The 20698-nt window shown below is 65.9% G+C and carries 20 protein-coding genes; 6 read left to right on the forward strand and 14 right to left on the reverse strand.

The annotated features are described in order from the left end of the window. Window positions 1-146: 146 nt before the first annotated feature. From ACFSX5_RS08140 to ACFSX5_RS08160, 5 genes are all read right to left on the reverse strand, one after another. Window positions 147-572, reverse strand: coding sequence for a F0F1 ATP synthase subunit epsilon (locus ACFSX5_RS08140; protein ID WP_386832774.1), 426 nt, complete (start codon window positions 570-572; stop codon window positions 147-149). Window positions 573-655: 83 nt separating this feature from the next. Beyond that, a complete protein-coding gene (gene atpD / locus ACFSX5_RS08145) occupies window positions 656-2095 on the reverse strand; it encodes a F0F1 ATP synthase subunit beta (RefSeq protein ID WP_386832775.1) in 1440 nt (479 codons plus the stop codon). Between the two features lie 20 nt (window positions 2096-2115). Beyond that, window positions 2116-3003, reverse strand: coding sequence for a F0F1 ATP synthase subunit gamma (locus ACFSX5_RS08150; protein WP_386832776.1), 888 nt, complete (start codon window positions 3001-3003; stop codon window positions 2116-2118). A gap of 25 nt (window positions 3004-3028) precedes the next feature. Then, a complete protein-coding gene (gene atpA / locus ACFSX5_RS08155; RefSeq protein WP_386832777.1) occupies window positions 3029-4561 on the reverse strand; it encodes a F0F1 ATP synthase subunit alpha in 1533 nt (510 codons plus the stop codon). Further along, on the reverse strand, window positions 4562-5122 hold the full coding sequence (locus tag ACFSX5_RS08160) for a F0F1 ATP synthase subunit delta (RefSeq protein WP_386832778.1): 561 nt from the start codon (window positions 5120-5122) through the stop codon (window positions 4562-4564). A gap of 271 nt (window positions 5123-5393) precedes the next feature. Between ACFSX5_RS08160 and ACFSX5_RS08165 the strand changes: the two genes are divergently transcribed. Then, window positions 5394-5582, forward strand: coding sequence for a DUF3008 family protein (locus ACFSX5_RS08165; protein ID WP_386832779.1), 189 nt, complete (start codon window positions 5394-5396; stop codon window positions 5580-5582). Window positions 5583-5590: 8 nt separating this feature from the next. On the opposite strand, the gene ACFSX5_RS08170 is transcribed toward ACFSX5_RS08165, so the two are convergent. Continuing rightward, window positions 5591-7759, reverse strand: coding sequence for a primosomal protein N' (locus ACFSX5_RS08170; RefSeq protein ID WP_386832780.1), 2169 nt, complete (start codon window positions 7757-7759; stop codon window positions 5591-5593). 126 nt (window positions 7760-7885) lie between these two features. Here ACFSX5_RS08170 and ACFSX5_RS08175 point away from each other — a divergent pair, with 126 nt between their 5' ends. From ACFSX5_RS08175 to ACFSX5_RS08190, 4 genes are all read left to right on the forward strand, one after another. Next, on the forward strand, window positions 7886-8083 hold the full coding sequence (locus tag ACFSX5_RS08175; protein ID WP_386832781.1) for a hypothetical protein: 198 nt from the start codon (window positions 7886-7888) through the stop codon (window positions 8081-8083). 212 nt (window positions 8084-8295) lie between these two features. Next, on the forward strand, window positions 8296-9225 hold the full coding sequence (locus ACFSX5_RS08180) for a tyrosine recombinase XerC (RefSeq protein ID WP_386832782.1): 930 nt from the start codon (window positions 8296-8298) through the stop codon (window positions 9223-9225). Between the two features lie 223 nt (window positions 9226-9448). Next, a complete protein-coding gene (locus ACFSX5_RS08185) occupies window positions 9449-10396 on the forward strand; it encodes a DMT family transporter (protein WP_386835602.1) in 948 nt (315 codons plus the stop codon). A 73-nt stretch (window positions 10397-10469) separates the two neighbouring features. Next, complete coding sequence (locus ACFSX5_RS08190; RefSeq protein ID WP_386832783.1) at window positions 10470-12152, forward strand: hypothetical protein; 1683 nt, start codon at window positions 10470-10472, stop codon at window positions 12150-12152. Between the two features lie 189 nt (window positions 12153-12341). Here the strand turns inward: ACFSX5_RS08190 and ACFSX5_RS08195 are convergent, their stop codons facing one another. Genes ACFSX5_RS08195 through sdhC form a run of 5 tightly spaced genes read right to left on the reverse strand, consistent with a single transcriptional unit; the run spans window position 12342 to window position 16059 of the window. Then, window positions 12342-13127 carry a succinate dehydrogenase iron-sulfur subunit gene (locus ACFSX5_RS08195; protein ID WP_386832784.1) on the reverse strand — a complete coding sequence of 262 codons (786 nt, stop codon included), beginning with the start codon at window positions 13125-13127 and terminating at the stop codon, window positions 12342-12344. A 47-nt stretch (window positions 13128-13174) separates the two neighbouring features. Continuing rightward, window positions 13175-13459, reverse strand: coding sequence for a hypothetical protein (locus ACFSX5_RS08200; RefSeq protein WP_386832785.1), 285 nt, complete (start codon window positions 13457-13459; stop codon window positions 13175-13177). After that, the gene (sdhA, locus tag ACFSX5_RS08205; RefSeq protein ID WP_386832786.1) at window positions 13459-15270 is read right to left on the reverse strand and encodes a succinate dehydrogenase flavoprotein subunit; all 1812 of its coding nucleotides are present in this window, start codon (window positions 15268-15270) and stop codon (window positions 13459-13461) included. The genes ACFSX5_RS08200 and sdhA overlap by 1 nt, the downstream gene beginning before the upstream one ends. A gap of 5 nt (window positions 15271-15275) precedes the next feature. After that, window positions 15276-15671 carry a succinate dehydrogenase, hydrophobic membrane anchor protein gene (gene sdhD / locus ACFSX5_RS08210; RefSeq protein WP_386832787.1) on the reverse strand — a complete coding sequence of 132 codons (396 nt, stop codon included), beginning with the start codon at window positions 15669-15671 and terminating at the stop codon, window positions 15276-15278. Window position 15672: 1 nt separating this feature from the next. Continuing rightward, window positions 15673-16059, reverse strand: a complete 387-nt coding sequence (sdhC, locus tag ACFSX5_RS08215; protein WP_386832788.1) for a succinate dehydrogenase, cytochrome b556 subunit — start codon at window positions 16057-16059, stop codon at window positions 15673-15675. Window positions 16060-16271: 212 nt separating this feature from the next. Here sdhC and ACFSX5_RS08220 point away from each other — a divergent pair, with 212 nt between their 5' ends. After that, on the forward strand, window positions 16272-16850 hold the full coding sequence (locus ACFSX5_RS08220; RefSeq protein WP_386832789.1) for an NUDIX domain-containing protein: 579 nt from the start codon (window positions 16272-16274) through the stop codon (window positions 16848-16850). Between the two features lie 184 nt (window positions 16851-17034). On the opposite strand, the gene ftsY is transcribed toward ACFSX5_RS08220, so the two are convergent. The 3 genes from ftsY to dapF all read right to left on the reverse strand — a co-directional run bounded on the left by ftsY (window position 17035) and on the right by dapF (window position 20488). Next, entirely contained in the window at window positions 17035-18276 is a 1242-nt protein-coding gene (gene ftsY / locus ACFSX5_RS08225) for a signal recognition particle-docking protein FtsY (protein ID WP_386832790.1), read from the reverse strand. 80 nt (window positions 18277-18356) lie between these two features. Continuing rightward, complete coding sequence (gene mtaB, locus ACFSX5_RS08230) at window positions 18357-19619, reverse strand: tRNA (N(6)-L-threonylcarbamoyladenosine(37)-C(2))-methylthiotransferase MtaB (protein WP_386832791.1); 1263 nt, start codon at window positions 19617-19619, stop codon at window positions 18357-18359. Further along, a complete protein-coding gene (dapF, locus tag ACFSX5_RS08235; RefSeq protein WP_386832792.1) occupies window positions 19619-20488 on the reverse strand; it encodes a diaminopimelate epimerase in 870 nt (289 codons plus the stop codon). The genes mtaB and dapF overlap by 1 nt, the downstream gene beginning before the upstream one ends. Window positions 20489-20698: the final 210 nt, after the last annotated feature.

Raw genomic sequence — 20698 nt, forward strand, 5'->3', positions numbered from 1 at the left:
TCCAGTGCCGCCGCAAGCGGTCCTCGGGTCAAGCCCGAGGACGGAACTGTGTTGTGGGGGACCCGGAGCTCCACCGCTATCTCTGGCAGGAAAGCAAAAATGCCCGGCACTAAGCCGGGCATTTGAATTGGTGTAGCTACGTCCGCTTAGTGAACGTGCGCGCCGTTGATCTGCTGCGCTTCCACGGCGAGGTTGAGCAGCCCGCTCACCACGTCCTGGGCATAGGTGCGGTCCTCGGGGGACTCAGCGCGGGTCAGTTCTTCCTGTGCGGCCTGGATCTGCGCCTGCAGATCGGCGTGGTCGAACTCGGAGAACGGCACCGATTCCTCGGCAAGAATGGTCAGCCCGTCCGGCGACACGTCGGCGAAGCCGCCGCGCACGAAATAGATGTCGGCCTGCCCGCCGGTGCGGGTAACGGTAATGAAACCCGGACGCAGGGTGGTCATGAACGGCGCATGGTCGTTCATCACCGTGAAATAGCCTTCGGTGCCCGGAACGGTGACCGAGTGCACGGTTTCCGACAGCAGCAGCCGCTCGGGCGACACGATCTCGATCTTGAGGCCTTCAGCCATTCTCTTGTCCTTTGGCAAAAAAGCCCGTGATGGAACGCGGGCTCTCTGACGAGAGGGCGGGCCGCCGGAGCGGCCCGACCGGATTAGGCAGCCTGAGCGGCCAGCTTCTGGGCCTTGGCGACAGCGTCTTCGATGGTGCCGACCATGTAGAACGCCGCTTCCGGCAGGTGGTCGTAGTCACCACGCACGAGGCCAGCAAAGCCCTTGATGGTGTCTTCGAGCTGGACGAACACGCCCGGCGAACCGGTGAACACTTCGGCCACGTCGAACGGCTGCGACATGAAGCGCTCGATCTTGCGGGCGCGCGCCACGGTCAGCTTGTCCTCTTCCGACAGTTCGTCCATCCCGAGGATGGCGATGATGTCCTGCAGCGCCTTGTACTTCTGCAGGATCGCCTGCACGGCGCGGGCGGTTTCGTAGTGCTCCTGGCCGACGACCTGCGGGTCGAGGATACGGGAGTTGGAGGCCAGCGGGTCCACGGCCGGGTATATGCCCTTTTCCGAGATCGCGCGGTTCAGCACGGTCGTCGCGTCAAGGTGCGCGAAGGTGGTGGCCGGAGCCGGGTCGGTCAGGTCGTCGGCCGGCACGTACACGGCCTGCACCGAGGTGATCGAGCCCTTCGTGGTGGTGGTGATGCGCTCCTGCATCGCGCCCATGTCGGTCGCCAGCGTGGGCTGGTAACCCACAGCGGACGGGATGCGGCCCAGGAGGGCCGACATCTCGGCACCGGCCTGGGTGAAGCGGAAGATGTTGTCCACGAAGAACAGCACGTCCTGGCCCTGGTCGCGGAAGTGTTCCGCCAGCGTCAGGCCGGTCAGCGCCACGCGGGCACGGGCACCCGGGGGCTCGTTCATCTGGCCGAACACCAGGGCGCACTTGGAACCGGCAGCGGAACCGCCATGCTCCTTGGGGTCCTTGTTCACGCCGGATTCGATCATTTCGTGGTAGAGGTCGTTGCCCTCGCGGGTGCGCTCACCCACGCCGGCGAACACCGAATAACCACCGTGCGCCTTGGCGACGTTGTTGATCAGTTCCTGGATCAGCACGGTCTTGCCCACGCCGGCGCCGCCGAACAGGCCGATCTTGCCGCCACGGGCGTAGGGAGCGATCAGGTCCACCACCTTGATGCCGGTGACCAGCACTTCCGATTCCGGCGACTGCTCGACGAAGTCGGGAGCTTCCTGGTGAATGGCGCGGGTGCCGCCGGTGGTGACCGGGCCGGCCTCGTCGATGGGTTCGCCGATCACGTTGATGATGCGGCCCAGCGTCTCGTCACCGACCGGAACGGCGATCGGAGCACCGGTGTCGACCACTTCGACGCCGCGCACCAGACCTTCGGTCGTGTCCATGGCGATGGTCCGCACGGCGTTCTCGCCCAGGTGCTGGGCGACTTCCAGCACCAGGCGCTGGCCGTTGTTGGTGGTTTCCAGTGCGTTCAGGATCGCGGGCAGGTGGTCGTCGAAGACCACGTCGACGACGGCGCCGATGACCTGCGATACGCGACCGGCCTTCTTGTCTGCCATTTCTTCGTCCTCGCTATGGGTTAGAGCGCTTCCGCGCCCGAGATGATTTCAATGAGTTCTTTGGTGATCTGCGCCTGGCGCTGGCGGTTGTAGCTCAGCTGGAGGCGGTTGATCATTTCGCCGGCGTTGCGGGTCGCATTGTCCATGGCGGACATCTGCGCACCGTAGAAGGAGGCGCTGTTTTCGAGCATCGCCCGGAAGATCTGCACGCTGATGTTGCGCGGCAGCAGGTCCTCGACGATGGCTTCTTCGCTCGGCTCGTATTCGTAGGGCACCGCCGAAGCGGCAACTTCGCCCTCGCCTTCGCTGCGCTCGATCTTGGCCGGAATGATCTGCACCGCCTGCGGCACCTGCGAGATCACCGAGTTGAACTTGGCGAAGAACAGCGTCGCCACGTCGAACTCGTCATTGGCGAACATCGCCTGGACCTTCTGCGATACCTCGTTGGCCTGAACGAACCCGACATTCTTGACTTCGCGGTAGCTGATCGCTTCCACGATGTTGTCGGCGAACTGGCGCTTGAGGATGTCGTGGCCCTTGCGGCCCACGGTCAGGATCTTGACCGTCTTGCCCTCGGCGAGCAGCCGGTTGGCATGGTCACGGGCAAGACGCGCGATCGAGGAGTTGAAGCCGCCGGCAAGGCCACGCTCGCCGGTTGCAACGATCAGCAGGTGCACCTGGTCGCGGCCATTGCCGGCCAGCAGCACGGGAGCATTCTCCTGCCCGTCATAGACGGCAGCCAGGCTCGACAGCACCTTCGCCATGCGCTCGGCATAGGGACGCGCCGCCTCGGCAGCTTCCTGGGCGCGGCGGAGCTTGGCCGCCGCGACCATCTGCATGGCCTTGGTGATCTTCTGCGTCGACCTGACGGAGTCGATGCGGTTCTTTAGGTCCTTCAGCGACGGCATGGGCCTGTCGTCTCCTTAAGGGCGCTTAGGCCGCGTAGGTCTGCTTGATCGCGTCGAGCGCCGACTTCAGCTTGCCGCGGGTGTCGTCGCTGAGCGCCTTATCGGTGGCGATCGTCGTCAACAGGTCCGCATGCTTGGAGCGCAGGTTCGACAGCACGTGCCGCTCGAAGTCCTGCACCTTGTTCACCGGGATCGAGTCCAGGTAGCCATTGGCGCCGGCAAAGATCACCGCCACCTGCTCCTCGGTCTTGAGGGGCGAGAACTGCGGCTGCTTCAGGAGCTCGGTCAGGCGGGCGCCGCGGTTCAGCAGGCGCTGCGTTGCAGCATCGAGGTCGGAACCGAACTGGGCAAAGGCCGCCATTTCGCGATACTGCGACAGCTCACCCTTGAGCGAACCGGCCACCTGCTTCATCGCCTTGACCTGGGCCGACGAGCCCACGCGCGACACCGACAGACCGACGTTCACCGCCGGGCGGATACCCTGGAAGAACAGGTTGGTCTCGAGGAAGATCTGGCCGTCGGTAATCGAGATCACGTTGGTCGGTATGTAGGCCGACACGTCGTTGGCCTGAGTTTCGATCACGGGCAGCGCGGTCAGCGAGCCGAGGCCGTTGTCCTCGTTCATCTTGGCGGCGCGCTCGAGCAGGCGGCTGTGCAGGTAGAACACGTCGCCCGGATAGGCTTCGCGGCCCGGCGGACGGCGCAGCAGCAGCGACATCTGGCGGTAGGCGACGGCCTGCTTGGTCAGGTCGTCATAGGCGATCACGGCGTGCTTGCCGTTGTCGCGGAACCACTCGCCGATGGCGCAGCCGGTGAACGGCGCGATGTACTGCAGCGGGGCCGGGTCGGACGCGGTCGCGGCCACGACGACCGAGTACTGCATGGCACCGGATTCTTCGAGCTGACGCACGAACTGGGCAACGGTCGAGCGCTTCTGACCCACGGCGACGTAGATGCAGTAGAGCTTCTCGGTTTCGTTGCCGGCGTCATGGGCCGGCTTCTGGTTGAGGAAGGTGTCGAGAATGATGGCGGTCTTGCCGGTCTGGCGGTCGCCGATGATGAGCTCGCGCTGGCCGCGGCCGATCGGGATCAGCGCGTCGATGGCCTTGAGGCCGGTCGACATCGGCTCGTGCACCGACTTGCGCGGCAGGATGCCCGGGGCCTTGACGTCGACGCGGCGGCGCTCGGTGTGAACGATCGGGCCCTTGCCGTCGATGGGGTTACCGAGACCGTCGACCACGCGGCCGAGCAGGCCGGTGCCGACCGGGGTATCCACGATCGAGCCGGTACGCTTGACGACGTCGCCTTCCTTGATGGCGCGGTCGGAACCGAAGATCACGACGCCGACATTGTCGGTTTCGAGGTTCAGCGCCATGCCCTGCACGCCGCCCGGGAACTCGACGAGCTCACCAGCCTGCACGTTGTCGAGGCCGTAGACGCGGGCGATACCGTCGCCGACGCTCAGGACCTGGCCGACTTCGGAGACCTGGGCTTCCTGGCCGAAATTCTTGATCTGGTCCTTGAGGATCGCAGAGATTTCCGCGGCTTTGATGTCCATTTATCCGACCTCTTTCATGGCGATCTTCATCGCGGTCAATTTCGTCTTGAGCGAAGAATCGATCATCTGCGATCCGACCTTCACCTGAAGGCCGCCGATCAGCGAGGGATCGACATATTGGTTGAGCGTCACGGTCTTGCCGATGCGCTGGCGCAGGGTCTCGGCGAGGGCCGAGGCCTGCTCGCCGGTCAGCGGGGCAGCCGAGGTGACGTCGGCGGTGACTTCACCGCGTGCCTTGGCGGCGAGTTCGCGGAAGGCGGCGATGATCGCGTCGAGCGCAAACAGCCGGCCGTTCTTGGCCACAAGCCGAAGGAAGTTGGCGACCAGCGGATGGGCGTTAGCACGAGCCAGGATCTCGTTTAGGGCCTGCGCCTTGTCGGTGGTCGTGATCACGGGAGAGCGAAGGAAGCGCGAGAAATCGGCGCTTTCACCGATCATGCGGGTGACGTCCGACAGCGATGTTTCGACGGAGGCCAGCTGGTTCTCGCTCTCGGCGAGATCGAACAGCGCCGACGCATATGGCCGCGCGATGTGGGTAAGCACTGAATTCTGCGCTGCCAATGCCGCTTCACCCTCTTGGTTTGCCGTCCGGATCGACCCCGGTTTTACCGCGGGACCGGCCGGTTGCCGACGTTGTTCTTGTCCGGGAAGGGGGGCGCACCACCACCCCCTGGAAATCGCTGCCCCTCTAGCATAGGGCCCGCGCGCGACGCAAGGCGCGCCACCGTGATTCAGAAGCGGCGAAAGTGTCGCAGGCAGGCCCGCCTTGCGCTTGTGACGGAAACCGCGAGCCGACCGCGGCGTTTCTCTCCTCTCAACAGGAGAAACCATCATGCCCGCGAAATCCAAGGCACAGCAGAAGGCAGCCGGCGCGGCCCTGTCGGCCAAGCGCGGCGACACCAAGGTCGGCGAACTGCAGGGCGCCTCGAAGTCGATGTACAAATCCATGAGCGAGAAGGAACTGCATGACATGGCCGCCACCAAGCGCAAGGGCAAGCCCGAGCACAAGTCCGCCAGCTAAACGGACGGCTAGAGAAAGCTCATCGGGTCGATGTCGACCTGGACCTTGAGATTGCCGGTGAGCTTCTCGCCCTGGCTGAGCCAAAACCGCACATAGCCGCTGAGGTCGAAATCCTTGCCCGACCGCGCCAGCAGCCGCACCCGGTGCCGGCCGCGGATCTGCGCGATCGGCGCATCCGCCGGCCCGAACAGCCGTACGCCTTCCGCCATCGGCGCCACTGACAGGAGCGACTTGGCATAGCCCATCGCGATCTGGTGCTCGTTGGCCGACACGATCAGCGCGGCCAGCCGCCCATAAGGCGGCAGCCCCCCGGCCTCGCGCGCCATCAGTTCATGCCGGTAGAACGACTCCCGGTCGCCCGTGACCATCGCCTGCATCACCGGATGGTCGGGATGGTAGGTCTGAAGGAACGCCTTGCCATGCCGCGAGGCCCGACCGGCCCGGCCCGCCACCTGCGTCAGGATTTGGAACGTCTTTTCCGAAGCGCGCGGATCGCCATGGGCAAGCCCCAGGTCGGCGTCGAGCACCCCCACCACGCTGAGCTTTTCGAAGTGATGGCCCTTGGAAACCAGTTGCGTGCCGATGATCAGATCGTACTCGCCCCGCTCGATCTCGCTGAACCGCTCCCGCAATTGCGCGTGGTTGCCCATGTCCGACGACAGGATCACCCGCCGCGCATCCGGAAAGCGCTCCGCCGCCTCCTCGGCAATGCGCTCTATCCCCGGTCCCACCGCCACCAGCGAGTCCGCATCGCCGCACTGGGCGCACACCATCGGCGTGCGCACCTCATGCCCGCAATGGTGGCACATCAGCACACCGCGGAAGCGGTGCTCCACCATCCACACCGAGCAGTCCGGGCACTGGTATTGGTGCCCGCAGGACCGGCACAGCGTCAGCGGCGCGTAGCCACGCCGGTTGAGGAACAGCAACGCCTGCTCGCCTCGGTCCATCGCCGTGAACACCTCGCGCGCCAGGACCGGCGAGATCCACTGCCCCTTGTCCGGACCATCGGTGCGCATGTCGATCGCCTTGACGTCCGGCATGGCCGCCTCGGCAAAGCGGCTGGTGAGCAGCACATGGGCATAGCGGCCAAGATTGGCGTTGTTGCGGGTTTCGACCGACGGAGTCGCCGAACTCAGCACTACCCGCGCCCTTGCGTTGCGCGCCCGCACCACCGCCATGTCGCGCGCATGGTAGTTGAGCCCGTCGGCCTGCTTGTAGGCGCCGTCATGCTCCTCATCGAGCACGATCAGCCCGAGTTCACGGAACGGCAGGAAAAGCGCCGAGCGCGCGCCCACCACCGCCCGCACCGTGCCTTCCAGCACCCCGCGCCAGACCTTCGCCCGCTGCGCCGGCGTCATGTCCGAATGCCACTCGGCCGGTCGTGCCCCGAAGCGGCGGGTGAAGCGGTCGATGAAGGTATTGGTGAGCGCGATCTCGGGGAGCAGCACCAGCGCCTGCCGCCCCGCGCGCAGCGTATCCGCCACCGCCTCGAAGAACACTTCTGTCTTGCCGCTGCCGGTGACGCCGTCGAGCAGCGCCACCCCGAAGCTGTGCGGATCGATGGCAGTGATGTGGCCAAGTGCCGCCTGCTGCTCCGCCGACAGTTTCGGCGCCATGGCCTCCGGGTCGGGCGGCAGCACCACCGGCGGCGGCTTCATCTCCAGCCGTTCGACCGCCCCGACCCGCTCGAGGCCTTCGATCACCGAAGCCGATACCCCCGTCGCCCCGATCAGCGCCGCCTTGGGCCAGGCACTGCCGTCGTTGAGCGTATCGAGCACGCGCAGCCGGGCCGGGGTGAGCTTTTCCGGCTCGTGCCCGGTAGCACGAAACGCCACTACCGGTCGTGGCGGATCGAGTGCTTCGGTCGAGCGCAGCACCGAGCGCACCACCATGCCCGGTGGAGCGATGGTGTAGCGCGCCACCCAATCCACCAGCCCCAGCAATTCCTCGCTGAGCGGCGGCACGTCGTAGAGATGGGCGATGTCGCGCAGCCGGTTATGCGAAACCGCGTCCTTCGGCTCGCCCCACACCACGCCCAGGGTCAAACGGGCACCCAGCGGCACGGCCACGATCGACCCACGGCGCACGCACATGCCCTGGGGCACGCGGTAGGAATAGGGGCCTTCCACGGCCACCCCCACCATCACCGCCACTATGCCGCCGAGTTCATTCATTTGTGCCCGTTCTGTTCGCATCCGAACATAGGAACTGCAAGTGATTCTCCAAAGGGGTGCGGGTGCTGACATCGCCTGTCACGGCAGCGGCATAGTCTCCTTTTCCAATCACAAAAGGAGGATCGCATGACTGCCGTAGCAGAAGACCGGCCGCTCCGCGGCGACCTTGTGACCATCGCCACCGGGGCCAGCCAATATGAGTGGCTGCTGAGCCTTGCCCGTCGGTCCCGGCGCCCGCAGCGCCTACCGCGGGCTCTGTTGGCCGACCTCGGTTTTCCCGCCGATGCCGACCCCGCTTCGTGCGGAACAACCCGATTCCCCTGAGCGGCTCGCCAGTCACCGCTCCTCCACCCCCTGCCGCCCCCGCCCTGCCCTCCCCGCAAGGGAGGGTGGCCCCACTCGACGGCACCATCCAGCCACCACCACCGGCCGGCACCTCCCCCCTTGCGGGGGAGGTTGGGAGGGGGTCTCCCCACTGCTCCGGATCCTGGTTCACCAGCCACCAATCGCTAACCCTCCCCCGCTATCCTCGCGGCATGGTTGATCGCGCCTTTGCCACTGACAGCACCGTCTCGGCACTCGTCTCCGGCTGGCTCACCGAGCTCGAATCGGTACGCCGGCTGGCCACCAAGACGCTCGAATCCTACCAGCGCGACCTCGACCAGTTTCTCAGCTTTCTCGCTGGCCATTCCGGCGGCGCCGTCAGCCTCGATACGCTGCGCCAGCTTCGCGGCGCCGATATCCGCGCCTTCATGGCCGTGCGTCGCGGCGACGGCATCGGCTCGCGTTCGCTGGCTCGCGCGCTTTCTGCACTGCGCAGTTTCCTCGGTCACCTGGAGCGCAAAGGCATCCTCTCCAGCGAGGCCCTCAACGTCATTCGCACCCCCAAGCTGCCGCGCTCGTTGCCAAAGGCGCTGACGGTGCCGGAGGCTCGGGCGACCATCGCCACTACCGAAGAGCTTGAGGATCGGCCCTGGGTCGCCGCCCGCGACACCGCCGTCCTTGCCCTCTGTTATGGCGCTGGCCTGCGCATCTCCGAGGCGCTGGCCATCACCCGCAGCGACCTCGAAGCGGCGAGCCTGCGCGTCACCGGCAAGGGCGGCAAGGTGCGGCTGGTGCCCCTGCTCGGCGCTGTGCGCCAGGCAGTGGAGCACTATATCGAACTCTGCCCCTTCACCCCCGAGCCCGATGCGCCGCTGTTCCGCGGCGTCAAGGGCGGCGTGCTGTCGCCGCGGCTGATCCAGATGCGCGTGGCCCAACTGCGAGGCGCCCTCAGCCTGCCGCCTTCCGCGACGCCGCACGCCCTGCGCCACTCCTTTGCCACCCACCTGCTCTCTCGGGGGGGCGACCTCCGCGCGATCCAGGAACTGCTCGGCCACGCCTCGCTGTCGACCACCCAGATCTATACCGCCGTCGATACCGACCGGCTGCTCGACGCTTATCGACGTGCCCATCCGCGCGGATAAAGCCGAACGGTTTGAGCCCAGACCGCCTTGCCGCCGGCATCGCCCGCGCCCTAGAACTTGGTTCATGCACGCGTTCACCGGCCTCATTTCTTTCTGGCTTGGTCTTTTCGGTCCCCGCCGGGTCCGGAACGCGCGCTGACGTTCAGCCCTTCCGTTTCACCGGCCGCCGCCAGGCGCTCCGGTGTGACGATGGCGGCGGACCACAGCAGAGCAGGCCTTGCCGATGCCCACCGCCGCCACCGCCAGAAACCCGCAGAGCTTCGATGCCTTCGGGTACGGCCTCGCCATTGCCGGCTCGGTGCTGTTTTCCACCAAGGGCATCTTCATCAAGCTCGCTTATGGCTATGGCGTCTCGACCGAGATACTGCTCAGCCTGCGCATGCTGGTGGCGCTGCCGGTCTATCTGGTCATCTTCGTCAGCCTGTTCCGGCGCAGCCCCGAGCTCCCCGGTCGCCTGTCCCCGCGGCTCGTGCTCGTCACCATGGCCATCGGCATTCTCGGCTACTACATCTCGAGCTACCTCGATTTCCTCGGCCTCAACTTCGTCTCGGCGCAGTATGAGCGGCTGGTGCTGTTCACCTACCCCTTCTTTGTGGTGCTGTTCGGCGCCTGGTTCTTCGGCGAAAGGCTGGTCTGGCGGGTCGTACCGCCCATGCTGGTGTCCTATGCCGGGCTGCTGGTGATCTTCGGCTGGAACCTGATGATGGCGCCGGACGGGCTCGTGGTGGGCACGCTGCTGGTGCTGGGTTCGGCTATCACCTTTGCCCTCTATCAACACCTCGCCCGCCGACAGATGAGCCGCGGCCTCGGCTCCACCGCTTTCACCTGCATCGCCATGTCCACTGCAGCGGTCTGCGCCATCGCCCAGGGCGTAGTGGTGGAAGGTCCTGCCGCCTATGCTGCATTGCCGGTGGAAGTGTGGGGGCTGGGGCTGGCGCTTGGCATTTTCGGCACAGTGCTGCCGAGCCTGTTGCTGAATGCCGGCATGTCCCGCATCGGCGCGCGCGCCACCTCGTCCACCGCCGCTCTCGGGCCGGTTGTTACGATTGCCTTTGCCGTTGCCATCCTCGGTGAACCCTTCAGCGGCTTCGACGCACTCGGCGCGGCGCTGGTCCTGCTCGGTTCGGTCCTTTTCACCCGGGCCGAACGGCAGGCACTGCGCCAGCAGTGAGTGGCTTTTGGCCGTCGTGAAGCCGCTGTAAGGTGCGCCGCGGCGTGGTGTTTCAGTGGGGGAGGGATCAGTGATGATCACCAGAACGAAGGTGCTGGCCGGGGCAATGCTGGGACTGGTGCTGTCGGTCGGCCTGTCGCCGGCCTTTGCGCAGGACAGGATCGACAAGAAGAACCCGCCGGTCGCAGCAACCACGACGTCCTCGCCAGGTGTCGACTTCGGCGACAACACGTCCGAATGGGCCAATGACGACGAATGCGACGATCCCCGCTTCACCGGCACCGGCATGGCTGCGGAAACCTGGGACGACAATGAAGGCCACGACGCGGCCGACTGCCAGGCCGCGTTCGAGGCCGGCACCATCACCCTGATCGAGACCGGCACAGACACCACCACCGCGACCACCGCTCCCGCGATCGACTTCGGCGACGACAGTTCCGTCTGGGCCAAGGACGAGGAGTGCGACGACCCGCGCTTCACGGGCACCGGCATGGCTGCCGAACTCGAGGACGTCGATCTCGGCAAGGACGCCACCGACTGCCGGGCCCTCTACGAGGCGGGCAGCATCACCTTCACCGGTGAGGCCGAGACCGCCAGCGCTGACGTCGATTTCGGCGATGATACCTCCGCCTGGGCCCATGACGGGGAATGCGATGATCCACGCTTCTCCGGCACCGGCATGGCCGCCGAACTCGAGGCAGCCGACATCGGCAAGGATGCCACTGACTGTCGTGCGCTGCTCGAGGACGGCAGCATCGCCTATGTCGGCGAGACGCAACCCGCGGACGACATCGATTATGGCGACGACACCTCCGAATGGGCTCGCGACGAGGAATGCGACGACGCCCGTTTCACCGGCTCGGCCATGGCCGCCGAACTCGACGCGGCCGATATCGGCAAGGATGCCACCGACTGCCGCGCCGGCGTCGAGGCCGGCACGCTGAGCTATGCCGGCGAACAGACGGCCATCGACTTCGGCGACGACAGTTCCGAGTGGGCCAATGACGACGAGTGCGACGACCCGCGCTTTACCGGTCCCGGCATGGCCGAGGAACTGCTGGATAGCGACATCGGCAAGGACGCCACCGACTGCCGCGCCTTGTTCATGGAAGGCCTCACCTTCAAGGGTGACGTCGGCGCCGGCGCTGGGACCGACACCGGGGCCGCCACGCCCGCCATCGACTATGGCAACGACAGTTCCGAATGGGCCAATGACGAGGAGTGTGATGATCCTCGCTTTTCAGGGGAAGCCGTGGCGCAGAACCCGTTGACGGAGAATATCGGCCGCGACGCCACCGATTGCCGCACCGCCGTGGAAGAAGGCACCGCCACCTATATCGGCGAACTGGGTGCTCCCGCTGTCGCCACCTTCGACTACGGTTCGGATTGGTCCAAATGGGCCAATGACGGCGAGTGCGACGACCCGCGCTTTGCCGGCCCCGGAACCGCCAAGAAGCTGCTCGACGAGGACGAATACGGCGACGCCACCGACTGCCGCACCCTGGAGGAAGCCGGCGAAGTGCGCATCATCCCGGTCTACACCCCGGAATATGCCGCCGCGGCACCCTATGACAGCAAGGGAATCGCGTTCGGCGACAACAGCTCAAGCTACGCCAACGACGAGCTTTGCGATGACCCCCGCTTCGTCGGCCCCGGCACCGCTTCGGTGCTCTACGACGCCGACATCGAACACGACGCCGCCGACTGCGAAGCCGCCTACAAGGCCGGGACGGTCATGCTGGTGGAGGAGATCTAGGGCAGCCGGGCCTCGGCGGGCGCGGCCCACCCCACCCTCAATCCTCCATCAAGGGGAGGGAGGCGCAGGAGCCGAGGCGCCGATGTTCATCGTCTCCCTCCCCCTTGTGGGGAGGGATCAAGGGTGGGGGTACAGACAAAAAGCGGCGGGACCAAGGTCCCGCCGTTTGCATGTCAGCGTCCGGTCCGGCTACGCCGCGACGCGGCGCTCCACCATCATCTTCTTGATCTCGGCGATCGCCTTTGCCGGGTTCAGCCCCTTCGGGCACACCTTGGCGCAGTTCATGATCGTGTGGCAGCGGTAGAGCTTGAACGGATCCTCTAGGTTGTCGAGCCGCTCCTGGGTGGTCTCGTCGCGCGAGTCGATCAGCCAGCGATAGGCCTGCAACAGCGCGGCCGGGCCGAGATACTTCTCCCCGTTCCACCAATAGCTCGGGCACGAGGTCGAGCAGCAGGCGCAGAGAATGCACTCATAGAGCCCGTCGAGCTTGGCGCGGTTCTCGATCGACTGCGTCCACTCCTTGTCAGGGGTGGGCGAGGTGGTCTTGAGCCACGGCTCGATGGCCCGGTGCTGGGCGTAGAAGGCCGTCAGGTCCGGCACCAGATCCTTCACCACCGGCATGTGCGGCAGCGGATAGATCTTGATGGGGCCGGTCGAGTCATCCATCCCCTTGGTGCAGGCCAGCGTGTTGAGCCCGTTGATGTTCATCGAGCACGACCCGCAAATGCCCTCGCGGCACGAGCGGCGCAGCGTCAGGGTCGGGTCGACCTTGTTCTTGATCCACAACAGCCCGTCCAGGATCATCGGCCCGCAATCGTCGAGGTCGACGAAATAGGTGTCGATCCGCGGATTCTCGTTCTTGTCCGGATCGTAGCGGTAGATCTGGTACTCGCGCAGGCGCTTGGCGCCTTCCGGCTTCGGCCAGGTCTTGCCCTTGGTCGGCTGGTCGGCCTTGCGCAGCAGCAGTTCGGCCATGGTGGTCTTCCTTCTCGAGACGCGCCGCTCAACCCGGCGCGTGAAACCTAGTAGGTCGGCTTGCAGATCTGGTTCGACTTGGCGACGTAGGCGTTGTAGGCGCGGAAATCCTCCGCCGCCGGCGAGGCGCCCTTCATCGAGGCGATCACCACGCCCATGAAGCGTTCGTCGATCAGCGTCATCGCCGCATCGGCCTTGCAGCCGCACAGCGCCGCATCCTGCGCGATACCCATGCACACCTGGTAGAACTCGGCCTTCTGCGCCTCGGTCGGCGCGGCGAGAGCCGGCGCAACCATGGCAACAAGCGCCAGCGGGAAAAGCAGCGCCCGCATCAGTACACCCGCGCTTTGGGCGCGATCTTCTTGAGGTCGATGCCGCCCTGGTCCTGCGGTGTCAGCGGATCGGTGATCACCGGCCGGTAGGACAGCTCCACCGCCCCGCTCGCCACTTCGAGATAGCTCAGCGTGTGCTTGCGCCAGTTCTCGTCGTCGCGGTTCGGGAAATCCTCGTGCGCATGGGCGCCGCGGCTCTCGTGCCGGGCTTCCGCCGACACCACGGTCGTCATGGCGCAGGCCATCAGGTTCTCGAGTTCCAGCGTCTCGACCAGATCCGAGTTCCAGATCAGCGAGCGGTCGGTGACCTTTACGTCCGGCAGGCGCGAATAGATCTCGCCCATCTTGGCCACACCCTGGCGCAGCGACTCGGAGGTGCGGAACACCGCGGCGTCCTGCTGCATGGTGCGCTGCATCTCGTCGCGCAGCTTGGCCGTCGGCTGCGAGCCATTGGCGTGGCGGAGCCGGTCGAAGCGGGCGAGAATCTTGTCGTCCTGCGCGGTGTTGATGCCGGGCACGGGGGCATTCTTGTCGAGCACCTTGCCGGCGCGCAGCGCCGCAGCGCGGCCGAACACCACGAGGTCGGTCAGCGAGTTCGAGCCGAGCCGGTTGGCCCCGTGCACCGAGGCACAGGCCGCCTCGCCCACGGCCATCAGCCCGGGCACGATGCGGTTCGGATCTTCCGGGGTCGGGTTCAGCACCTCGCCATGATAGTTCGCGGGGATGCCGCCCATGTTGTAGTGCACCGTCGGCAGCACCGGGATGGGCTCGCGCGTCAGATCGACGCCGGCAAAGATCTTGGCGCTCTCGGTAATGCCGGGCAGCCGCTCGTGCAGCACCTTGGGATCCAGATGGTCGAGGTGGAGGAAGATGTGGTCCTTCTTCGGCCCGACGCCGCGCCCTTCACGGATCTCCAGAGTCATGCAGCGCGAAACCACGTCGCGTGACGCAAGATCCTTGGCGTTGGGGGCATAGCGCTCCATGAAGCGCTCGCCTTCCGAATTGGTCAGGTACCCACCTTCGCCACGCGCGCCCTCGGTGATCAGCACCCCGGCGCCATAGATGCCGGTCGGGTGGAACTGCACGAACTCCATGTCCTGGAGCGGCAACCCGGCGCGCGCCACCATGCCGTTGCCGTCGCCGGTGCAGGTATGGGCTGAAGTCGCCGAGAAATAGGCGCGGCCATAGCCGCCGGTGGCCAGCACCACCAGCTTTGCGCGGAAGCGATGCAGCGTGCCGTCGTCGAGCTTCCAGGCGATCACGCCCTGGCAGGACCCGTCGTCCCCCATGATCAGGTCGAGTGCGAAGTACTCGATGAAGAACTGCGCGTCATTCTTGACCGACTGGCCGTAGAGCGTGTGGAGGATCGCGTGACCGGTGCGGTCGGCAGCGGCGCAGGTGCGCTGCACCGGCGGGCCCTCGCCGAATTCGGTCATGTGCCCGCCGAACGGGCGCTGGTAGATGCGGCCGTCCTGGGTGCGCGAGAACGGCACGCCATAATGCTCGAGCTCGTAGATTGCCGCCGGCGCCTCGCGCGCCAAGTATTCCATGGCGTCATTGTCGCCGAGCCAGTCCGACCCCTTGACGGTGTCGTACATGTGCCACTGCCAGGAGTCCGGACCCATGTTCTGCAGCGACGCCGCAATGCCACCCTGCGCCGCCACCGTATGCGAGCGGGTGGGGAACACCTTGGTGATGCAGGCGGTGTTGAAGCCCTGCTCGGCCATGCCAAGCGTGGCGCGCAGGCCGGCGCCACCGGCGCCCACCACCACCACGTCGAATTCGTGGTCGATGAGTTCGTAACTAGCCATCAGGCCTAACCCCAGAAGACGAGCTTGACGAGCGAACCGACGGCAACGACGCCGATCAGCAGCACGACAAAGGTATTGAGCGACAGCGCCAGCCGGTGGGTGCGCGGTTCATGGACATAGTCCTCCACCACCTCGCGCATGCCGATACGCATATGCACGCAGACGATGGCGATCAGCAGCGCGAACGGCAGCCCCACATACCACTGCCCCAGCAGGGCCACCATGTCGGTGCGGTCCTGCCCGGCAAGGCGCACCGCCACGAACAGCAGGAACCCGAGAAACAGGATGTTGGAAAACCCGGTCAGCCGCTGGACGATGAAGTGCCGCGTGGCCGAACGGGCATTGCCGTAGCGGGACTTCGGATTGGCGACGACGCTGCTGGTGACGACTTGTTCGCGCATCTCAGCCCACCCACACGAAGACGGTCCAGACCAACAGCGTGATCACCACCGAAGCGACGAGGTTCGCCCAGGCCATAGCCTCGCGCTGCCCGGCCTCAAAGCCAATGATCACATCCCACAGGTAGTGGCGAATGCCCCCCAACATGTGGTGCACTAGGCTCCAAGTATAGCCGAACAGCACCAGCTGTCCGAACCAGCTTCCATAGATTCTGTTGACCACATCGAGCGGCTCCTGGCCCCACGCCGCGGCGGCGAGCCACAGCGCCAGAAAGGCCATGCCGACATAGTTGGCGATGCCCGTGGCGCGATGGACGATCGACATCGTCATCGTGATGGTGAAGCGATAGATCTGCAGGTGCGGAGAAAGCGGGCGGGATCGAACTGCCATAAGGCCTCGCTGGTGCGCGGAACCGCGCGCAGTTTGGAATGGTTCGAGACTTCTAGACTGCAATGCTTACCAAATCAAAGCGCGGCAAACCGACTTTCGTCGCAGTGCGCACTTTGTTCGCAAAGCGAACATCGCGTGCGCGGAACGACGCAGGGGCGCTGGCGCGGCCTGGCGTCGTGGGGCATAGAGCAGCAAACCATCCGGAGCGGAACGTGCAGCCCAAGATCACCATTCGCGGCAAGACCAAGCTGGCCCATGTCTGGGGCCGCTTCGACAACTACCACATCACCTATATCGGCGCCGATGGCGTCGCGCGTGAGTATGATCGCGAGGTGTACGATCATGGCCTCGCCGCCTCCGTGCTGATGTATGATCCGACTACCCGCCAGGTGCTGCTGACACGACAGTGGCGTCTGCCCGCTCAGCTCAACGGTGACACACCGATGGTTCTGGAAGCCTGTGCGGGCATGCGCGACGAGGGCGAGACACCAGAAGAAACGGCCCGGCGCGAGGCGCTCGAGGAAACCGGCTACGAGCCGCAGGAACTCGAATTCCTGTTCGAAGTCTATCCGAGCCCCGGCGCCCTCACCGAAAAGGTGGCCTGCTTCCTCGCCCGCTACACCCCCGGCCTGCGCCTCAGCCAGGGCGGTGGCCTCGACCACGAGGGCGAGGAGATCGAAGTGGTTGAACTGCCACTCGCCGACGCACTCGCCATGATCCGCACCGGCGAAATCAACGACGCCAAGACCGTAATGATGCTGCAGGCCCTGCAGCTACGGGAACGGGGTTAGTTCGGGAAGAACCCCTCACCCTGGCCCTCTCCCCGGAGGGGCGAGGGGACGATGGGTGCAGCCGCGGTGCCTCTCGCAGCTCAAAGTCCGCGGCTCCTGCTTCCCCTCGCCCCTCCGGGGAGAGGGTGGATCGCGCGAAGCGCGAGACGGGTGAGGGGTTCTCTCCACCCACGCGCTGAGACGTCTACTCCAGCCCCGCGATCGCCCGCGCGAACTCGTCCGCGCGGAACGGCTGCAGGTCGTTCACGCCTTCACCCACGCCGATGAAATGCACCGGCAGGCCGAACTTGCGGGCGATGGCGACCAGGATACCGCCGCGGGCGGTGCCGTCGAGCTTGGTCATCACCAGCCCCGTCACCCCGGCCCGCTGGCCAAAAATTTCCACCTGCTTCATCGCGTTCTGCCCCGTCGTGGCATCAAGCGTCAGCAAGGTCGCGTGCGGGGCGGTCGGGTCCACCTTCTTGATCACGCGGATGACCTTTTCGAGCTCGTTCATCAGCTCGTCCCGGTTCTGCAGGCGTCCCGCCGTGTCGATGATCAGGATGTCCCGACCCTCGGCCTTGGCTTGGGTAACCGCATCAAAGGCCAGCCCCGAAGCATCCGAGCCGGCCGGCCGCGCCACCACCGGCGAATTGGTCCGCTGCCCCCACACCTGCAACTGCTCGATGGCGGCCGCACGGAAGGTGTCGCCCGCAGCCAGCATCACCGACTTGCCCTCGACCGACAATTTCTGCGCCAGCTTGCCGATGGTGGTGGTCTTGCCCGACCCGTTCACCCCAATCATCAGGATCACGAAGGGTCGCTGCGCCGGGTCGATCCGCAGGGGCTCTGCCACCGGCGCCAGCACCGCCTCGACTTCGCTGGCGAGCACGCCGCGCACCTCCTCGCCGGAGACGTCGCGATCGAAGCGGTCGCGCCGCAGCGTTTCGGTGATGGCCGTGGCGGTTTCGAGACCCAGATCGGCCTGGATCAGCACGTCCTCGAGTTCTTCCAGCGTCGCATCATCTAGCCGGCGCTTGGTGAAGACGGCGGTGATCGAGCCGGTCAACTGGTCCGACGAGCGCTTGAGCCCGGTGGTCAGCCGCTGGAACCAGCCCTGCTTCGGCTCAGCCGTGGCCGGCGCCGGGATCACCGGTGCGGCATCCGGCATACCCTCGGCGAGCCGCGCAGCGGTGGCCTGCTCCTCGATTTCCTCCACATAGTCCGGGGTCGTTTCCGGCGGACCCGGCGGCGGCACCTCTTCGGCCGGAGCATCCGGCTCGGGAAGGGTGGGCTCCGGCGTCGGCGGTACCGGCTCGGGCACAACCGGCGCTGCATGTGGTTCCGGAACGGTCTCGGGAGGGGCCGGGCTCTGGGCCGGCTTCGGCTCCTCCCCGATGATCTCGCCCCACAGGCGCTTGAAGAAGCCGGGTTTTTCTTGTGCCATTTTCTTGTTCCTCAGCTTCGGGTGTCGCCCGAGTAGACCTCATGGTGAGCCTGTCGAACCACGAGGTCGCGGCCACCGGCCTATGCGGCCACCCGCAGCGCCTCACCAACGAGACCCTCGGTCGTCACCCCGGTAATCCGCACCGTAACCAACTCCCCCGCTACCGAGCCTGCAACCTGCACCGGCACGAACTGTTCCGTCCGACCCAACCCGTCCCGCTCGACCAGCACGTTTTCCACCGCCCCGACGCGGCTCGCGCACAAGGCGGCGAACTGCTTCTCGCCCTCGGCCCGTAGCAGCCCGGCGCGTTCGCGAGCCACCCGCTTGTCGATCTGCGGCATCCGCGCCGCCGGCGTTCCCGGTCGCGGAGAATAGGGGAACACATGCACATAAGTGAGCCCGGCCTCGCCGATGATCCGCCGCGTGTTCTCGAACATGGCGTCGGTCTCGGTGGGGAAGCCGGCAATGATGTCGGCGCCGAACACCATCTCCGGCCGGATCGAACGCAGTTTCTCGACCACCGCCAGCGCATCCGCCCGGAGGTGCCGCCGCTTCATGCGCTTGAGAATCATGTCGTCGCCCGACTGCAGCGACAGATGCAGGTGCGGCATCAGCCGCCGATCGGCCATCGCGTCGTAGAGCGCCGGATCGGCCTCGATCGAGTCGATCGAGGAAATCCTCAGCCGCGGCAGTTCCGGCACGTGCTTCAGGATGGCCTGCACCAGTCTGCCCAGCGTCGGTGCACCCGGCAGGTCCGGACCATAGGAGGTTATGTCGACGCCCGTCAGCACCACCTCGCGATAGCCATTGCCGACCAGCTTCTTGATCTGCTCGACCACCAGCCCCATCGGCACCGAACGCGACGGCCCGCGTCCGAACGGAATGATGCAGAAGGTGCAGCGGTGGTCGCACCCGTTCTGCACCTGCACGAACGCCCGCGTGCGTCCATCCATTGCCTCGATGAGGTGCCCGGCGGTCTCGCGCACGCTCATGATGTCGTTGACCTGCACCTTGTCGTTGAGGGCAGTGCCGAACACCATCGGCTTGTAGCTGTCGGCCTTGAGCTTGTCGGCGTTGCCGATGACGAGGTCGACCTCGGCCATGTCGCCGAAGGTGCGCCCCTCCGTCTGTGCCGCACAGCCGGTGACGATGATCCTAGCCTCCGGATGGTCACGCCGCGCCTTGCGCACGGCCTGCTTGGCCTGCCGCACCGCTTCGGCCGTCACCGCGCAGGTGTTGATGATGACGGCATTGTCGAGCCCGGCCTTCTCGGCCTCGCCCTTCATCACCTCGGCTTCATAGGCATTGAGCCGGCAGCCGAATGTCAGCGTCTCCACAGCCATCACGCCGCCTCGTCGCGGGTCCAGGCGCCGGTGGCCGGATCGAGTTGCCCTCCCCATTCCCACTCGGCGGGGCCAGTCAGCGCCACATGGTCGTCTGGCTGCCACTCGACCGCGAGGTCGCCACCGGGCAGCGTCACCGTCGCCTTTCGCGCCGTGCGCCGGGTACGAGCGCCGTTGACCACCGCCGCGCAGGCGGCGGTTCCGCAGGCCTCGGTCAGACCCGCACCGCGCTCCCAGGTGCGGAGGATGATCCGGTCCGGCGCCGTCACCTGCGCGATCGAGATATTGGCGCGCTCCGGAAACAGCGGATGGTTCTCGAGCAACGGCCCGAAGCGGTCGAGCGCAAAGCTCCACACATCGTCCTTCACCCAGAAGGTCGCGTGCGGATTGCCCATCGAGGCGACCGACGGCGAGTGGAGCACCGGGGCGTCGATCGGCCCGATCTGCAGCTCCACCTGCCGCGTATCGGCGAACTCTTCCGCCAGCGGGATCTCGTACCAGGCGAATTTGGGTGTCCCCATGTCGACCGTGATCAGCCCGTCCTCGCCCTCTTCCCCGAACAGGATGCCAGCCACGGTTTCAAAGATGAAGCGGTGCCGCCCCTGCTCTGCCGTCAGCGCTTGGACCACGCAACGCATGCCGTTGCCGCAGGCTTCCGCCCGCGAGCCGTCGGAATTGATGATCTCGATGTAGTTGTTGGTGCCCGGCGTGCGCGGATCATGGATGGCCATGATCTGGTCGAAGCGGGTCTCGGCGCGCGCATTGATGTTCACCGCAGCTTCAGCCGACACCCGATCGGTTCGGCCGCGCATGTCGGCGACGATGATCTGGTTGCCCAGCCCGTTCATCTTGGCGAAGGGTACGTTCATCCTGGCGCGGCGCCTGCGTAAGATAGCTGTAGCCCTATATGGCGGAACTGGCCCGCAATTGCCAGCGGGCCCGATGCAAGCCAGCCTCACGATGGCCGGCATCGGTAAAATTATTCATGAATTTGAAGGGCTTCTGCATCACCCCGTCTTAACCAGCGTGCGAGGCAGTTCCCCCACGCACCCCCTGCTTGCCCTATGTTCCGATCGGTA

It is taken from the genome of Devosia albogilva, from assembly GCF_042685625.1.
Taxonomy (GTDB): domain Bacteria; phylum Pseudomonadota; class Alphaproteobacteria; order Rhizobiales; family Devosiaceae; genus Devosia; species Devosia albogilva.

Coding starts and splice junctions, on each gene's coding strand:
- ACFSX5_RS08140 (WP_386832774.1), bottom strand. CDS start 572: ATGGCTGAAGGCCTCAAGATCGAGATCGTGTCGCCCGAGCGGCTGCTG.
- ACFSX5_RS08165 (WP_386832779.1), top strand. CDS start 5,394: ATGCCCGCGAAATCCAAGGCACAGCAGAAGGCAGCCGGCGCGGCCCTG.
- ACFSX5_RS08185 (WP_386835602.1), top strand. CDS start 9,449: ATGCCCACCGCCGCCACCGCCAGAAACCCGCAGAGCTTCGATGCCTTC.
- ACFSX5_RS08195 (WP_386832784.1), bottom strand. CDS start 13,127: ATGGCCGAACTGCTGCTGCGCAAGGCCGACCAGCCGACCAAGGGCAAG.
- atpD (WP_386832775.1), bottom strand. CDS start 2,095: ATGGCAGACAAGAAGGCCGGTCGCGTATCGCAGGTCATCGGCGCCGTC.
- sdhD (WP_386832787.1), bottom strand. CDS start 15,671: ATGCGCGAACAAGTCGTCACCAGCAGCGTCGTCGCCAATCCGAAGTCC.
- ACFSX5_RS08170 (WP_386832780.1), bottom strand. CDS start 7,759: ATGAATGAACTCGGCGGCATAGTGGCGGTGATGGTGGGGGTGGCCGTG.
- ACFSX5_RS08150 (WP_386832776.1), bottom strand. CDS start 3,003: ATGCCGTCGCTGAAGGACCTAAAGAACCGCATCGACTCCGTCAGGTCG.
- ACFSX5_RS08175 (WP_386832781.1), top strand. CDS start 7,886: ATGACTGCCGTAGCAGAAGACCGGCCGCTCCGCGGCGACCTTGTGACC.
- ACFSX5_RS08200 (WP_386832785.1), bottom strand. CDS start 13,459: ATGCGGGCGCTGCTTTTCCCGCTGGCGCTTGTTGCCATGGTTGCGCCG.
- sdhC (WP_386832788.1), bottom strand. CDS start 16,059: ATGGCAGTTCGATCCCGCCCGCTTTCTCCGCACCTGCAGATCTATCGC.
- ACFSX5_RS08180 (WP_386832782.1), top strand. CDS start 8,296: ATGGTTGATCGCGCCTTTGCCACTGACAGCACCGTCTCGGCACTCGTC.
- dapF (WP_386832792.1), bottom strand. CDS start 20,488: ATGAACGTACCCTTCGCCAAGATGAACGGGCTGGGCAACCAGATCATC.
- mtaB (WP_386832791.1), bottom strand. CDS start 19,619: ATGGCTGTGGAGACGCTGACATTCGGCTGCCGGCTCAATGCCTATGAA.
- atpA (WP_386832777.1), bottom strand. CDS start 4,561: ATGGACATCAAAGCCGCGGAAATCTCTGCGATCCTCAAGGACCAGATC.
- sdhA (WP_386832786.1), bottom strand. CDS start 15,270: ATGGCTAGTTACGAACTCATCGACCACGAATTCGACGTGGTGGTGGTG.
- ftsY (WP_386832790.1), bottom strand. CDS start 18,276: ATGGCACAAGAAAAACCCGGCTTCTTCAAGCGCCTGTGGGGCGAGATC.
- ACFSX5_RS08190 (WP_386832783.1), top strand. CDS start 10,470: ATGATCACCAGAACGAAGGTGCTGGCCGGGGCAATGCTGGGACTGGTG.